The sequence below is a fragment of the Pseudomonas sp. NFACC37-1 genome (genome assembly GCF_900101575.1).
GTDB classification, from domain to species: Bacteria; Pseudomonadota; Gammaproteobacteria; order Pseudomonadales; family Pseudomonadaceae; genus Aquipseudomonas; species Aquipseudomonas fluorescens_AA.
In genome coordinates, this window is sequence record NZ_FMUZ01000060.1 from 1 (window position 1) to 14282 (window position 14282).

The window sequence follows — 14282 nt, forward strand, 5'->3', positions numbered from 1 at the left end:
TGGCCGAACGCAGGTATTGCGCAGTGGGCACCTCGGCATGGATGCCGAGGTAGCCGCGCTGGGCCATGGATGGCCCTTCGCGGCGGCCCACGGAGCAATGCCTGCGTTCGGGCACACCGAGCCTAAGCGAGGTGCCGAGTGGTGGGGCAAGAGCGTTTTGGTTACTTTTGCGCTTTCCAAAAGTGACCCGCCGTAAGGGCGGAACCATAAGTAGCCGTTACCGAAGAAACGGATAAACACACCACCCCAACACCAAATCAGGAACCCAACAGCTCAGCCTTGACCAACTTAGCCTGCTCATCCGCATGATACGAAGACCGCACCAACGGCCCCGAAGCCACGTTCTTGAACCCCATCTTGTACCCTTCCTCGGCAAACCAGGCAAAGGTATCCGGATGCACAAAACGCTGCACCGGCAAGTGACTACGGGACGGCTGCAAGTACTGCCCCAAGGTCAGCATATCGATGTCATGCTCACGCATGCGCTTCATGACCTCGATAACTTCCTCATCCGTCTCACCCAGGCCCAGCATCAAGCCGGACTTGGTTGGAATGTGCGGCATCATCTGCTTGAAGCGCTGCAGCAAGGTCAGCGACCACTGGTAATCCGACCCTGGACGCGCAGCCTTGTACAGGCGCGGCACGGTTTCCAGGTTGTGGTTGAACACATCCGGCGGCTCGGCGGCGGTGATTTCCAGGGCGATGTCCATGCGGCCACGGTAATCGGGCACCAGGGTTTCCAACTGTACGTTCGGCGACAGCTTGCGGATCTCGCGGATGCAGTCGGCAAAGTGCTGGGCACCGCCGTCACGCAGGTCGTCACGGTCCACCGAGGTGATGACCACGTACTTGAGCTTCAGGTCGGCAATGGCGATGGCCAGGCTTTCCGGCTCGTTGGTGTCCAAGGGCTTCGGACGGCCGTGGCCGACGTCACAGAACGGACAACGACGGGTGCAGATGTCGCCCATGATCATGAACGTGGCGGTGCCGCCGGAGAAGCACTCGCCCAGGTTCGGGCAGGAGGCTTCTTCGCAGACGCTGTGCAGCTTGTGCTTGCGCAGCAGGGCCTTGATACGGTCGACTTCCGGGGAAACCGGGATGCGCACGCGGATCCAGTCGGGTTTCTTCGGCAGTTCGGTGGTGGGGATGATCTTGACCGGGATGCGTGCAACCTTCTCGGCGCCGCGCAGCTTGACGCCGGCCTCTACCTTGGCACGCGGGGCCGGACGCTCGGTGACGTCCAGCGTCGGGATCATGGTTTGCACTGCATCAGTAGTCATATCAGTCGATTCCGCCCGTGAGGGTCGTCTGCTCAGCATAGTCGAGGTGTTTGACGAGCTGCGCGCGCAGCCGGGCACTTACCTCGGCAAATTCAATCGATCCTGCGTGCTCGCTCAACTGGGTCATTGCCAGTCCCGCGTAGCCACAGGGATTAATCCGTCGGAATGGCGCCAGGTCCATGTCCACGTTCAGCGCCAGGCCATGAAACGAACAGCCATGGCGGATCCGCAAGCCGAGGGAAGCGATTTTCGCCCCATCGACGTAGACACCCGGCGCATCCGGCTTGGCCGCCGCCGTCACACCGTAGCTGGCCAGCAGCTCGATCAGGCACGTTTCCATGCGGGTGACCAACTCGCGCACACCAAACCCCAGCTTGCGCACATCCAGCAACAGGTAGGCGACCAACTGGCCAGGGCCATGGTAGGTCACCTGCCCGCCCCGGTCGACCTTCACCACCGGGATATCCCCCGGCAGCAACAGGTGCTCGGCCTTGCCGGCCTGGCCCTGGGTGAACACCGGCGGGTGTTCCACCAGCCAGACTTCATCGTCGGCGGTGGTACCGCGTTCGTTCGTGAAGCGTTGCATGGCATGCCAGACCGGCTCGTAGGCCATCGTGCCCAGCTCGCGAAAGCCCAGCGTGCCCGGCATCACAACACCATGTGCACGAAACCGGTCGCTCGCAGCTCGCTGTTGATGTCGTAGAGCTGTTCCTGACCGGTGGCAATGATATGCAACTGGATCGTCGTGTACTTGCCGTTGGTACTCTGGCGCTCGGCCAGGGTCTTGTGGTCGACGGTGGCATGTTTTTCAAGGATCGCGATGATCTTGTCCTTGAACCCCACGCCGGTGTCGCCGATTACCTTGATCGGGTAATCCGCGCAGGGAAATTCGATTTTTGGCGCCTTTACTTCAGAGTCTGTCATGGCGTAACGGCCTCGTAAGCCGTGGTAACGCACATGGCCCCGCTCCGGATGGGAACGAGGCCATGCAGGTCAACACTTCGATCAGTTGAACAAGCCGTAGAAGAATAGACGGATGCTATCCCAGATGCGGCGGAAGATACCACCTTCCTCGACCGCGTCCAGAGCGATCAGGTCAGCGCTGTGCACCACTTTGTCGTCCAGTTTGACTTCGACTTTACCGATCACGTCGCCCTTGGCGATGGGAGCGGTCAGTTGCGGGTTCATGGTCATGCTGGCAGCGAGCTTCTTGAGCTGGCCTTTAGGCAGGGTCATGGTCAGGTCCTGGGCCAGGCCGGCCTTGACCTGGTTGCTCGAACCTTTCCAGACCTGGGCCTGGGCCAGTTCGGTGCCCTTCTGGTAGAAGGTCTGGGTTTCGAAGAAGCGGAAGCCGTAGGTCAACAGTTTCTGGGTCTCGGCGGCACGGGCCACCTCGCTGTTGGTGCCAAAGACAACGGCGATCAGGCGCATGCCGTCACGCACCGCAGAAGACACCATGCAGTAGCCGGCTTCCTCGGTGTGACCGGTCTTCAGGCCATCGACGGTCTTGTCGCGCCACAGCAACAGGTTGCGGTTAGGCTGCTTGATGCCGTTCCAGAAGAACTCCTTCTGGGAGTAGATGGCGTAGTGGGCCGGGTCTTCATGAATGATTGCCCGGGCCAGCAGCGCCATGTCGTGAGCCGACGAATAGTGCTCAGGGTTCGGCAGGCCGGTGGGGTTCATGAAGTGGCTGTTGGTCATGCCCAGGTCGGCCACGGTTTTGTTCATCATGTCGGCGAACGCATCTTCGCTGCCGGCGATGTGCTCGGCCAGGGCGACGCTGGCGTCGTTGCCGGACTGGATGATGATGCCGTGCAGCAGGTCGCTGACGGTCACTTGCGAACCGACCTTGATGAACATCCGCGAACCGCCGGTACGCCAGGCGTTTTCGCTGACGGTCACCGGATCGTTTTCACCGATCTGGCCGCGACGGATTTCCAGCGTGGCGATGTAGGCAGTCATCAGCTTGGTCAGGCTGGCCGGTGGCAGGCGCTGGTCACCGTTGCTCTCTACCAGCACCTCGCCGCTGCTGGCATCCATGAGCACAAAGGATTTGGCGGCCAATTGAGGGGGAGCCGGCATCATCTCGACCGCGAACGCGGCCGGTGAGAGAAGCAGCGGGACTAGCAGGCAAAGGCGTTTGGCAAAGGTGGTGATGTTCATCCGTCTCTCGAAATCGCTAATGGGACTGCCCGAAGGCAAAACTGAAACTGGCAGCTTTCTAACGGGCTGCCGCGTATTTAAGTTGCTCACTCACTGCCCTTGCCGGGCTTTTATTATTCATGGAGCCAACAACCTGACCCGCTCCAACCGCCAGCGGGCCTCATTCAATTACTCAGCGGTGACCAGGCTCGGCGAACCGAGATTGGCCAGCCGCACGCTGTTCTGCACCTGCTGGACTTCACCCGGAGAACCGATCGGCCCCAGGCGCACCCGATGCAGTGTCTGCTGGTTGCGCACGATCGAGCTGATGAACACCGGGGCGCTCACCATCGAGCTGAGCTTCGACCTCAGCAGCTCGGCAGCGTCCGGGTTGGCGAACGCGCCCACTTGCAGAAACTGGCCAGACGCTGTTGCAGAAGCGTTTTTTTTTGCATCGATCTGCACGGGTAGCACGGCCGCGGCGTGTTGCTGCGGCGGTGGTGTCCACTGCTCGACCGTGCCGGTGGACGCCGTCACGGTTGGCGCGGCATTTTGCGCCACTTTCGGCTCGTTGAGCATCAAAGGCGCCGGACGGCCACGTTGGGCCCACCATTCCTGCGGGTCGATACCTTCGACCTTGACCCGGGCGGTGCCGATTTCAGCGTAACCGAGTTTTTTCGCCGCCGCATACGACAGGTCGATGATGCGGTCGGAATAGAACGGCCCACGGTCATTGACCCGCAGGATCACGCTCTTGTTGTTGTCCAGGTTGGTCACCCGCACATAGCTGGGCAGCGGCAGGGTCTTGTGGGCCGCGCTCATGCCATACAGGTCATAGACCTCGCCATTGGCGGTGTTCTGGCCATGGAACTTGGTGCCGTACCAGGACGCCGTGCCCGAGGCCACGTAGCGCTTGGAGTCGGACAGCGGGAAATAGGTCTTGCCCAATACCGTGTACGGGTTGGCCTTGTAGGGACCGGTGTGCAGGGTCGGCGTGGCGTCAGGAATGCGCGAGACATCCACGTCCCACCACGGCGCGCCGTCCTTGTGGGCCCGGTTGATGTCCAGGCCCGGCGTCGCGCGTACGGCGGTGGTGTTTTTCTGGGCCGGCGCGCGGCTGGTCGAACAACTGACGACCAACAGCGACAGCGCGGCCAACGCCACGAGCTTCAGGGGTTGATAGGTAGGCAATGCCCGCATTATTTGACGCCCCGTGCTTTGACCAGCTCTTCAGACAGTTGATATACGGCCATGGCGTACATCACGCTGCGGTTATAACGCGTAATCGCGTAGAAATTCTTCAGGCCCATCCAGTATTCGGGGCCTTGTTCGCCTTCCAGCCGCATCGCGGTGACCGGCATGTCGTCACGCAGCGCATCATGACTCGACCAGCCCAACGCCCGCAACTCCCCGACGGTTTTCGTCGGCTCGATGCCCTCGGTCAGGCCCTCGTCCACTTGCTCGCCGCGCACGTCGGCACGGCTGACCACCGGTTGGCCGGCCTCCCAGCCATGGCGCTTGAAATAGCTGGCGACACTGCCGATGGCATCGGTCGGGTTGGTCCAGATATTGATGTGGCCGTCGCCGTCGAAGTCCACCGCGTAGGCGCGGAAACTGCTGGGCATGAATTGCGGCAGGCCCATGGCCCCGGCGTAGGAGCCCTTGAGGGTCAACGGATCGACCTGCTCTTCACGGGCCAGCAGCAGGAACTCGCGCAGCTCCTTGCGGAAGAACTCGGCACGCGGCGGGTAATCGAAGCCCAGGGTCGACAACGCGTCGATCACCCGGAAATTCCCGGTGTTGCGGCCAAAGAAGGTCTCGACGCCAATGATCGACACGATGACCTGGGCCGGCACGCCGTATTCCTGCTCGGCACGGGCCAGGGCCGTTTCGTGCTGGCGCCAGAAGTCCACGCCCCGGGCGATACGCGCCTCGGTGATGAACATCGGCCGGTACTCGCTCCACTGCTTGACCCGCTCGGCGGGCCGTGAGATCGCATCGAGGATCGACTGCTTGCGTTCGGCCTCGCGAAACACCCCCATCAGCTGCTCACCGGCAAAACCGTAGTCGCGGGTCATCTCACCGACGAATTCGGCCACCTGTGGCGAGCCTTCGTATTCACCGGCCAAGGCCTGCGACGCACTGCCGAGGAAGCCGACCAGGCCGATCCACGGCGCATATCGCGTCGACCAGCCACGCATTGCTTGCATTGAACTCTTCACCTTATTCAAACCTGCGCGATCCATTTGCGATGCGTATGAATCGACATCAAAACCCCAAACGCTGACAGTAGGGTCACCAGCGAAGTTCCTCCGTAGCTAATGAAAGGCAGCGGCACCCCCACGACCGGCAACAGGCCACTGACCATACCGATGTTGACGAAAACATAAACAAAAAACGTCATGGTCAGGCTGCCCGCGAGCAATTTCCCAAACAGCGTCTGGGCCTGAGCGGTGATCACCAGCCCCCGGCCGATCAGCAGCAGATAGATCAGCAGCAGCACGCAGATACCCACCAGGCCGAACTCCTCGCCCAGTACGGCGATGATGAAGTCGGTGTGGCTTTCCGGCAAAAAGTCCAGGTGCGACTGGGTGCCCATCAGCCAGCCCTTGCCGAACACCCCGCCGGAGCCGATGGCGGCCTTGGACTGGATGATGTTCCAGCCAGTGCCCAGCGGATCGCTCTCCGGGTCGAGGAAAGTCAGCACCCGCTGCTTCTGGTAGTCATGCATCACGAAGTACCACATGGCCACCGACACCGGCACGGCGGCGGCGATCACGCTGAGGATCCAGCGCCAGCGCAGCCCGCCCATGAACAGCACGAAGGCGCCGCCGGCCAGGATCAGCAGCGAGGTGCCGAGGTCCGGCTGACGGACGATCAGGATGAACGGGATGCCGATCAGCAACAGGCTGATACACACATGCTTGAGCTGTGGCGGCAGGGAACGCTTGGCCAGGTACCAGGCGATGGTCGCCGGCATGATGATCTTGAGGAATTCCGAAGGCTGGAAGCGGATCACCCCGGGTATGTTGATCCAGCGGGTGGCGCCCATGGCGTTGTGGCCCATGATGTCCACCACCACCAACAAGCAGACCCCCACCACATAGGCCAGTGGCACCCAGCGCGCCATGAACCGCGGTTCGAGCTGGGCGATCACGATCATCGACACCAGGCCGATGCCGAACGAGGTGGCCTGCTTGGCCAGCAGGTCCCAGCTCTTGCCGCTGGCCGAATACAGCACGAACAGGCTGCCGGCGGCCAGGGTCAGGAGCAGGATCAGCAACGGGCCATCGATGTGCATGCGCTGCAACAACGTGGCGCGACGGCGCATCACGTCTTCGCTGGAGAGGATCCGGTCGAAATTATTCTTCACGGGCCGTAGCCTCCGCAGTGATGGGGCTCGCGTATTCAGGCTTGAGCTGGCCGTGCTCATCCAGCAGCCAGGCGTCCATGATCTGGCGCACCACCGGCGCGGCGACACCGGAACCCGACTCGCCGTTCTCGACCATGACCGCCACAACGATCTTCGGGTTGTCGGCCGGCGCGAAGCCGACGAACAAGGCATGGTCGCGGTGACGTTCCTGGACCTTGGAGCGGTCGTACTTCTCGCCCTGCTTGATGGCGACGACCTGGGCCGTACCACTCTTGCCGGCAATCCGGTATTGCGCACCGATGGACGCCTTGCGGGCGGTGCCGCGGGCGCCGTGCATCACCTGCTGCATGCCGTTGTTGACCTTCTGCCAGTCCGACGGGTTGCGCAGGATGATGTCCGGCATCGGGTTCGGGTCCACCGGCTTCTGGCCTTCGATGGTCTTGGCCAGGTGTGGGCGATACCACTTGCCTTTGCTCGCCACCAGCGCCGTGGCCTGGGCCAACTGCAGTGGCGTGGCCTGCATATAACCCTGGCCGATCCCCAGGATCAGGGTTTCGCCGGGGAACCAGGCCTGGCGCCGGGTCGCCCGCTTCCATTCCCGGGACGGCATCAGGCCGGGGGATTCCTCGAACATGTCCAGGGAGACTTTCTGACCGAGACCGAACTTGTTCATGTAGGACGCCAACCGATCGATCCCCAGCTTATGGGCCAGGTCATAGAAGTAGGTGTCGTTGGAACGCATGATCGCCGTTTCCAGGTCTACATATCCGTCGCCGGTGCGGTTCCAGTTGCGGTACTTGTGGTCATAGTTCGGCAGTTGGTAATAACCCGGGTCGTAGACCCGGCTCGAAGCGGTCACCACGCCGGAGTCGAGCCCGGCAATCGCCACGGCGGGCTTGATGGTCGAGCCCGGCGGGTAGAGACCGCGCAACACACGGTTGAACAGCGGCCGGTCGATGGAATCGCGCAGCTCGGCGTAGGCCTTGAAGCTGATGCCGGTGACGAACAGGTTCGGGTCGAAACTCGGCTGGCTGACCATCGCCAGTACCTCGCCGGTGTTCGGGTCCAGGGCCACCACCGCGCCGCGCCGCCCGCCCAGCGCCGCTTCGGCGGCCTCTTGCAGCTTGATGTCCAAACTCAGGACGATGTCCTTGCCGGGGATCGGATCGGTGCGCTTGAGCACCCGCAATACGCGACCGCGAGCGTTGGTCTCGACTTCCTCGTAACCCACCTGGCCATGCAGTTCGGGCTCGTAGAAGCGCTCGATACCCGTCTTGCCGATATGGTGGGTGCCGCTGTAATTGACCGGATCGAGGGTCTTGAGCTCTTTCTCGTTGATCCGTCCCATGTAGCCGACCGAGTGGGCGAAATGCGGCCCCTGGGGATAATGCCGCACCAATTGCGCCACCACCTCGACGCCGGGCAAGCGGAACTGGTTCACGGCGATCAGGGCGATCTGCTCTTCGGTCAGCTCGAACAGGATCGGCACCGGCTCGAACGGCCGTCGGCCCTGGCGCATGCGCTTCTCGAAGATCGCCCGGTCCTCGGGCGTCAGTTGCAGCACTTCGACGATCACGTCGAGCACCTGCTGCCAGTCACCGGAGCGCTCGCGGGTCATGCTCAGGCTGAAGCTGGGCCGGTTATCCGCCACCACCACGCCGTTGCGGTCGAAGATCAGCCCGCGGGTCGGCGGAATCGGTTGCACGTGCACCCGGTTGTTTTCCGACAGGGTGGAGTGGTACTCGTACTGGATCACCTGGAGGAAATACAAGCGCGCAATCAGCACGCCGATCAGCGTCACCACCGTAATAGCACCGAACACGACGCGGCCCCGTACCAGACGGGCGTCTTTTTCGTGGTCCTTGATGCGGATCGGCTGGGGCATGGGGCAGGATTACTTGTGGTAAGGGTGCCCGGACAGGACTGTCCAGGCACGATACAACTGTTCGCCGATCAGGATCCGCACCAGCGGGTGCGGCAACGTCAACGGCGACAACGACCAGCGCTGATCGGCCCGGGCACAGACTTCCGGCGCCAGCCCTTCCGGGCCGCCGACCATGAAGTTGACCGTGCGCGCGTCCAGCCGCCAGCGATCGAGCTCCACCGACAACTGCTCGGTGCTCCAGGGCTTGCCATGGACTTCGAGGGTGACGATGCGCTCGTTCGGCCCGACCTTGGCCAGCATGGCTTCGCCTTCCTGGCGGATGAAACGCGCCACGTCGGCGTTCTTGCCACGGGTGTTGAGCGGAATTTCCACCAGTTCCAGGGCCAGCTCGGAGGGAAGACGCTTGGCATATTCATGCCAGCCTTCTTCCACCCACTTGGGCATGCGAGAACCGACGGCGATCAGGCGCAGTCGCACAGCGGTCCCTTATTGCTGGTCTTTGTTGAGCTTGGTGAAGTGCTCATGGGGGTTTTCCGGGCTGTGGTGCGCGGCGCTGGCCGAACGGCTCTGCTCGGCACCGGCCCACAGGCGCTCCAGGTCATAGAACTGACGCGCCGAGGCGGTCATCATGTGCACGATGACATCGTCCATGTCCAACAACACCCAGTCGCTGTCGCCCTTGCCTTCTTCACCCAGCGGCTTGACGCCCTGGGCCTTGACCGCTTCGCGGACCTTGTCCAGCATCGCGCCGATCTGGCGGTTGGAGGTACCGGTGGCGATGATCATGTAGTCCGTGATGCTTTGCTTTTCACGCACGTCGATCACCTGGATGTCCTGGGCCTTGACGTCTTCCAGGGCCGCCACGGCCACCTTGACCAGCTCTTCGCCGACCAGCGCCACGCCGGTATGCGCCTCTACAGGCAGCGGGGCGCTCTTGAAGGTGCCCTTGCGCTTTACTTTGTTTACGTCTTTGTCAGTCATATAAAACTCGTTTTGCTCGTATGTTCGGGCGCTTCGCTACACGCATTCACGTGCCTTGAAGCGCGCCTTTTTCAGTTCGACGCACGGTAAAGCCCGTGCGCATCGATGTAGGCCAGGACCGCGTCGGGCACCAGGAAACGTACCGACTTACCGCTGGCCAGCAGTTGACGGATCTGGGTGGCGGATACCGCGAGCGGCGTCTGCCAGACGAATGCAATCTGTCCGCTCGGCCCTTTCAGGGCCAGCGGGTCGCTCACCGAGCGGGCCGCCAGCAGGTTGCGCAAGGCATCCGGCGGCTCGCTGTCGGCATCCGGGCGTTGCAACACCAGGATGTGGCAATGCTGGAGCAACTCTTCCCAGCGATGCCAAGTGGGCAGGCCGCAAAATGCGTCCCAGCCCAGAAGCAGAAAAACCTGGGCCTCAACGGCCAGTTCGGCGCGCATCAGCTCCAGGGTATCGATGGTGTAGGACGGTTTGTCCCGCTGCAATTCGCGGGCATCCACCACCAGCGGTGCCACACCGGCCACCGCGCACTCGACCATCGCCAGACGGTCCTGCGCCGACACCTGCGGCGTGTCCCGGTGAGGCGGCCTGGCGCTGGGCGTCAGGCGTAGCTCATCGAGGGCCAGGGCGTCGGCGACTTCCAGCGCACCGCGCAAATGGCCGATGTGCACCGGGTCGAACGTGCCGCCCAGGATACCGATGCGCCGGGGCGGAGTTGTCGTCGTCACAGCGGCTGACGGGTCGAGGTCGCCCAAGTCAGACCGGCTCCTGTCCGCGCAACTGGCCGTCACCGACCACAATGTACTTCTCGCAGGTCAGGCCTTCGAGGCCCACCGGGCCGCGGGCGTGCAGCTTATCAGTAGAAATGCCGATCTCGGCACCCAATCCGTATTCAAAGCCGTCGGCGAAGCAGGTCGGGGTGTTGATCATCACCGACGCCGAATCCACTTCGGCCACGAAACGCCGGGTTTCGCCCTGGTGCTCACTGACGATGGAATCGGTGTGGTGCGAGCCGTGGCGGTTGATGTGTTCGATGGCCTGGTCCAGCCCGTCGACCACACGGATCGACAAGATCGGCGCCAGGTACTCGGTGTCCCAGTCTTCTTGCGTGGCCGCGACGGCCTCGATGATCGCCCGGGTGCGCTCGCAACCGCGCAGTTCGACGCCTTTTTCGCGGAACTGGGCGGCCATCGACGGCAGGAAGTCCTGGGCAACGGCCTGGTCCACCAGCAGGGTTTCCATCGCGCCGCAGATACCGTAGCGGTAGGTCTTGGCGTTGAAGGCGATGCGTTGGGCCTTCGGCAATTCGGCGTGGGCACTGACGTAGACGTGGCAGATGCCGTCCAGGTGCTTGATCACCGGCACGCGGGCGTCACGACTGACCCGTTCGATCAGGCCTTTGCCGCCACGTGGCACGATGACATCGACGAACTCGGGCATGGTGATCAGGGCGCCGACTGCGGCGCGGTCGGTGGTTTCCACCACTTGCACCACGGCCGCCGGCAGATCGGCCTCGGCCAGGCCGCGCTGGATGCAGGCGGCGATGGCACGGTTGGAATGGATGGCCTCGGAGCCGCCGCGCAGGATGGTCGCGTTACCCGACTTCAGGCACAGGCTCGCGGCGTCGATGGTCACGTTCGGCCGCGACTCGTAGATGATCCCGACCACGCCCAGGGGCACGCGCATCTTGCCGACCTGGATGCCCGACGGGCGGTAGCTCATGTCGCGGATCGCCCCGACCGGGTCCGGCAGGGCCGCGACCTGGCGCAGACCGACGATCATGCCGTCGATGCGGGCCGGGGTCAGCGCCAGGCGCTCGAGCATGGCCGGTTCGAGGCCATTGGCCCGGCCGGCGGCCAGGTCCAGCTCGTTGGCGGCGGACAACTCGGCGCGCGCAGCGTCCAGCGCATTGGCGGCGGCCTGCAAGGCGCGGTTTTTCTGCGCGGTGCTGGCCCGGCCGATGACGCGCGACGCTTCGCGAGCGGCGCGACCCAGGCGGGTCATGTAGTCAAGAACGGACTCAGTCATGGTCTGTTTGGTCTTGGCGATGGGGAAAGCGGCAGATTATAGCTGTCGTAACCCTCGACTAACAGCATGGACTCGCAGTGGTGACCGGCGGAGAAGTAAAACAGGCGTAAACAGCCGGTTGGAGCGAGTGTTCAGCGGTGATTAAGCTTTGCATTGCTATCATCGCGCTTCCTTTGGCCTCACTTCGTCTATCGCCATGACCGATTTGCCATCGCCCAACGCCCTGCCCCACGCCTTTTTCGACCGCGACGCCCAAGTCCTTGCCAAAGACCTGCTGGGCAAAGTCATTCGCCACAAAGTCGGCGAGCTGTGGCTCAGCGCGCGGATCATCGAGACCGAGGCGTATTACTTTGCCGAAAAGGGCAGCCACGCCTCGCTGGGCTACACGGAAAAACGTAAGGCTTTGTTTCTGGATGGCGGGCACATCTATATGTACTACGCCCGGGGCGGCGATTCGCTGAACTTCAGCGCCCAGGGTCCAGGTAATGCCGTGTTGATCAAATCGGCCTACCCGTGGGTCGATACCCTTTCCGGGCCGGCGAGCCTGGCGCAGATGTTATTGAACAACCCCGACGCCCAGGGCCGGCCGCGCACGCCGCAAAAACTCTGTGCCGGCCAGACCCTGTTGTGCAAGGCTTTGGGGTTGAAAGTGCCGGACTGGGACGCCAAGCGCTTCGACCCCGAACGCTTGCTGGTGGAAGATGCGGGCGTGCCGACGGTCAATGTGATCCAGACCACCCGCCTGGGCATTCCCCTGGGCCGGGATGAACACTTGCTCTATCGCTTCGTCGATGCCGCCTACGCACCGTGGTGTACCCGTAACCCGCTGCGACGGGGGCAGGTCGAAGGGCGTGATTATTTTTTGCTGCCCTGATGAAATACCGCATCCCCTGTGGGAGCGGGCTTGCTCGCGAATGCGGTGTGTCAGATAAATCAATGTCAACTGACACACCGCATTCGCGAGCAAGCCCGCTCCCACAGTTTGAATCTTCAGTGATCTTGAATTTTCGTTCACACAGTAAAAATTGCATGCCAATCACTATTCAATGGAGTTGTCCTTATGGGCCCATGGCTCGATAGCATCACCGGCTGGCTGACCGTCAACCCGCAATGGCTGGCGGTGGCGGTGTTCATCGTCGCTTGCGTGGAATGCCTGGCCATTGCCGGCCTGATCGTGCCGGGTACGGTGCTGTTGTTTGCCATCGCCGTGCTGGCCGGCAGCGGCGCGTTGTCCCTGGGCGAGACCTTGCTGCTGGGCCTGCTCGGCGGCTTGCTGGGGGACTTGGTGTCGTATTTCCTCGGCCGGCATTTCCACCAGAACATCCGCCGCCTGCCCGGGCTGCGCCATCACCCCGAGTGGATGAGCGCCGCGGAAAACTATTTCCAGCGCTACGGCATCGCCAGCCTGCTGGTGGGGCGTTTTATCGGCCCGTTGCGCCCCATGTTGCCGATGGTGGCCGGGATGTGCGACATGCCGTTCCCGCGCTTCGCCGCCGTCAGCGTGCTGGCCGCGGCGGGCTGGACCGTGGCCTACCTGTTGCCGGGCTGGGCCACCGGGGCGGCGTTCCGCCTGCCATTGCCCGAAGGGTTCTGGCCACAGGCCGGCGTGGTCATCGGCAGCATCGCGATGATGATCGGGCTGAGCGTCAACAGCACCCTGCGTCGTCATCGCCATGCCACGGCGCTGATCGCTGGCATCGGCCTGGTGATCCTGATCGGCCTGTTCATCGGCTTTCGTTACCTGACGGCGTTCGACCAGGGCTTGATGGCGCTGGTCCAGGAACATCGCAGCCCGACGCTGGATGAAATCGCCGTGACCTTCACGTTGATCGGCGAATTCCGCTACATGTTGATTGTCTGCAGCCTGCTGACCGGGCTGCTGCTGTTGGCACGGCAATGGCGCCAGGCAATCTTTGCCGGGGGCACGATGCTGGTCACCTCCTTGGCCAATACCGGCAGCAAACACTTCTTTGCCCGGGTGCGCCCGGAAATCCTCACCGACCCGCTGACCAGCTACAGCATGCCCAGCGGCCACGCCTCCGGGGCATTCGCGCTGTTCCTGACCCTGGCCGTCCTGGCCGGCCGCGGTCAACCGCCACGCCTGCGCCTGACCTGGCTGCTGCTGGGCTGCTTGCCGGCGCTGGCCATCGCCCTGTCGCGGGTCTACCTGGGCGCCCATTGGCCGAGCGACATCGTCGCCGGCGCCATGCTGGCCGCCAGCATCTGTGCCGCCGCCCTGTGGTTGAGCCAGCGCCAGACCCCGCTGCCGGCCATGCCGCCGAAAGTCTGGTGGCTGATCCTGCCGGCGCTGGTGGCGGTGTTCAGCTTCTTCGCGCTGCGGCATTTGCCCCATGCGATGTTGCGGTATGCCTATTGAGCGGCGGGCCAATGAACACTGGAGATCCATGTGGGAGCGGGCTTGCTCGCGAAGGCAGTGGGTCATTTAACACCTGTGTCGGATGACACTCCGCTTTCGCGAGCAAGCCCGCTCCCACAATCTATGGTCCTCTCAGTTTCTGCAATACTGAATTTGGATGCGTGATTGGCTTGCCGCAATCTATTCGGCGTCGAAAAGATAAATTCGCGCCGC

The 14282-nt window shown here is 62.9% G+C and carries 14 protein-coding genes; 2 read left to right on the forward strand and 12 right to left on the reverse strand.

Going from position 1 to position 14282, the window contains the following annotated elements; genetic code table 11:
• Positions 1-257: 257 nt before the first annotated feature.
• The 12 genes from lipA to BLP82_RS29260 form a co-directional block, all read right to left on the reverse strand.
• Entirely contained in the window at positions 258-1280 is a 1023-nt protein-coding gene (gene lipA, locus BLP82_RS29205) for a lipoyl synthase (protein WP_014340371.1), read from the reverse strand.
• Position 1281: 1 nt separating this feature from the next.
• Positions 1282-1929: a lipoyl(octanoyl) transferase LipB gene (lipB, locus tag BLP82_RS29210; RefSeq protein WP_003205887.1), complete on the reverse strand. Its 648-nt coding sequence runs from the start codon at positions 1927-1929 to the stop codon at positions 1282-1284.
• Complete coding sequence (locus BLP82_RS29215; protein ID WP_053125656.1) at positions 1929-2204, reverse strand: DUF493 domain-containing protein; 276 nt, start codon at positions 2202-2204, stop codon at positions 1929-1931. Before BLP82_RS29215 ends, lipB begins: the two co-directional genes overlap by 1 nt.
• A gap of 81 nt (positions 2205-2285) precedes the next feature.
• Positions 2286-3443, reverse strand: a complete 1158-nt coding sequence (locus BLP82_RS29220) for a D-alanyl-D-alanine carboxypeptidase family protein (protein ID WP_092176865.1) — start codon at positions 3441-3443, stop codon at positions 2286-2288.
• 168 nt (positions 3444-3611) lie between these two features.
• On the reverse strand, positions 3612-4622 hold the full coding sequence (locus tag BLP82_RS29225; protein ID WP_072411922.1) for a septal ring lytic transglycosylase RlpA family protein: 1011 nt from the start codon (positions 4620-4622) through the stop codon (positions 3612-3614).
• Complete coding sequence (mltB, locus tag BLP82_RS29230) at positions 4622-5632, reverse strand: lytic murein transglycosylase B (protein ID WP_092176868.1); 1011 nt, start codon at positions 5630-5632, stop codon at positions 4622-4624. The genes BLP82_RS29225 and mltB overlap by 1 nt, the downstream gene beginning before the upstream one ends.
• Before the next feature lie 17 nt (positions 5633-5649).
• A complete protein-coding gene (gene rodA, locus BLP82_RS29235; protein ID WP_163006686.1) occupies positions 5650-6753 on the reverse strand; it encodes a rod shape-determining protein RodA in 1104 nt (367 codons plus the stop codon).
• 31 nt (positions 6754-6784) lie between these two features.
• On the reverse strand, positions 6785-8680 hold the full coding sequence (gene mrdA, locus BLP82_RS29240) for a penicillin-binding protein 2 (RefSeq protein WP_072411926.1): 1896 nt from the start codon (positions 8678-8680) through the stop codon (positions 6785-6787).
• A 9-nt stretch (positions 8681-8689) separates the two neighbouring features.
• Positions 8690-9157 (reverse strand): 23S rRNA (pseudouridine(1915)-N(3))-methyltransferase RlmH, encoded by a 468-nt coding sequence (gene rlmH, locus BLP82_RS29245; RefSeq protein ID WP_092176871.1) that lies wholly within the window; start codon positions 9155-9157, stop codon positions 8690-8692.
• Between the two features lie 9 nt (positions 9158-9166).
• Complete coding sequence (rsfS, locus tag BLP82_RS29250; protein WP_058543147.1) at positions 9167-9661, reverse strand: ribosome silencing factor; 495 nt, start codon at positions 9659-9661, stop codon at positions 9167-9169.
• Between the two features lie 71 nt (positions 9662-9732).
• Positions 9733-10419 (reverse strand): nicotinate-nucleotide adenylyltransferase, encoded by a 687-nt coding sequence (nadD, locus tag BLP82_RS29255; protein ID WP_060740478.1) that lies wholly within the window; start codon positions 10417-10419, stop codon positions 9733-9735.
• 1 nt (position 10420) lies between these two features.
• Positions 10421-11692, reverse strand: a complete 1272-nt coding sequence (locus BLP82_RS29260) for a glutamate-5-semialdehyde dehydrogenase (protein WP_092176873.1) — start codon at positions 11690-11692, stop codon at positions 10421-10423.
• Between the two features lie 196 nt (positions 11693-11888).
• Between BLP82_RS29260 and BLP82_RS29265 the strand changes: the two genes are divergently transcribed.
• On the forward strand, positions 11889-12566 hold the full coding sequence (locus tag BLP82_RS29265) for a DNA-3-methyladenine glycosylase (RefSeq protein ID WP_092176876.1): 678 nt from the start codon (positions 11889-11891) through the stop codon (positions 12564-12566).
• A 186-nt stretch (positions 12567-12752) separates the two neighbouring features.
• Positions 12753-14069, forward strand: coding sequence for a bifunctional DedA family/phosphatase PAP2 family protein (locus tag BLP82_RS29270; RefSeq protein WP_092176879.1), 1317 nt, complete (start codon positions 12753-12755; stop codon positions 14067-14069).
• Positions 14070-14282: the final 213 nt, after the last annotated feature.

What these genes read in the sequence shown, in the direction of transcription:
- lipB (WP_003205887.1), bottom strand. Translation starts at nt 1,929, where the DNA reads ATGCCGGGCACGCTGGGCTTTCGCGAGCTGGGCACGATGGCCTACGAG.
- BLP82_RS29260 (WP_092176873.1), bottom strand. Translation starts at nt 11,692, where the DNA reads ATGACTGAGTCCGTTCTTGACTACATGACCCGCCTGGGTCGCGCCGCT.
- BLP82_RS29225 (WP_072411922.1), bottom strand. Translation starts at nt 4,622, where the DNA reads ATGCGGGCATTGCCTACCTATCAACCCCTGAAGCTCGTGGCGTTGGCC.
- lipA (WP_014340371.1), bottom strand. Translation starts at nt 1,280, where the DNA reads ATGACTACTGATGCAGTGCAAACCATGATCCCGACGCTGGACGTCACC.
- BLP82_RS29265 (WP_092176876.1), top strand. Translation starts at nt 11,889, where the DNA reads ATGACCGATTTGCCATCGCCCAACGCCCTGCCCCACGCCTTTTTCGAC.
- rsfS (WP_058543147.1), bottom strand. Translation starts at nt 9,661, where the DNA reads ATGACTGACAAAGACGTAAACAAAGTAAAGCGCAAGGGCACCTTCAAG.
- BLP82_RS29270 (WP_092176879.1), top strand. Translation starts at nt 12,753, where the DNA reads ATGGGCCCATGGCTCGATAGCATCACCGGCTGGCTGACCGTCAACCCG.
- BLP82_RS29220 (WP_092176865.1), bottom strand. Translation starts at nt 3,443, where the DNA reads ATGAACATCACCACCTTTGCCAAACGCCTTTGCCTGCTAGTCCCGCTG.
- rodA (WP_163006686.1), bottom strand. Translation starts at nt 6,753, where the DNA reads ATGCGCCGTCGCGCCACGTTGTTGCAGCGCATGCACATCGATGGCCCG.
- mltB (WP_092176868.1), bottom strand. Translation starts at nt 5,632, where the DNA reads ATGCAAGCAATGCGTGGCTGGTCGACGCGATATGCGCCGTGGATCGGC.
- BLP82_RS29215 (WP_053125656.1), bottom strand. Translation starts at nt 2,204, where the DNA reads ATGACAGACTCTGAAGTAAAGGCGCCAAAAATCGAATTTCCCTGCGCG.
- mrdA (WP_072411926.1), bottom strand. Translation starts at nt 8,680, where the DNA reads ATGCCCCAGCCGATCCGCATCAAGGACCACGAAAAAGACGCCCGTCTG.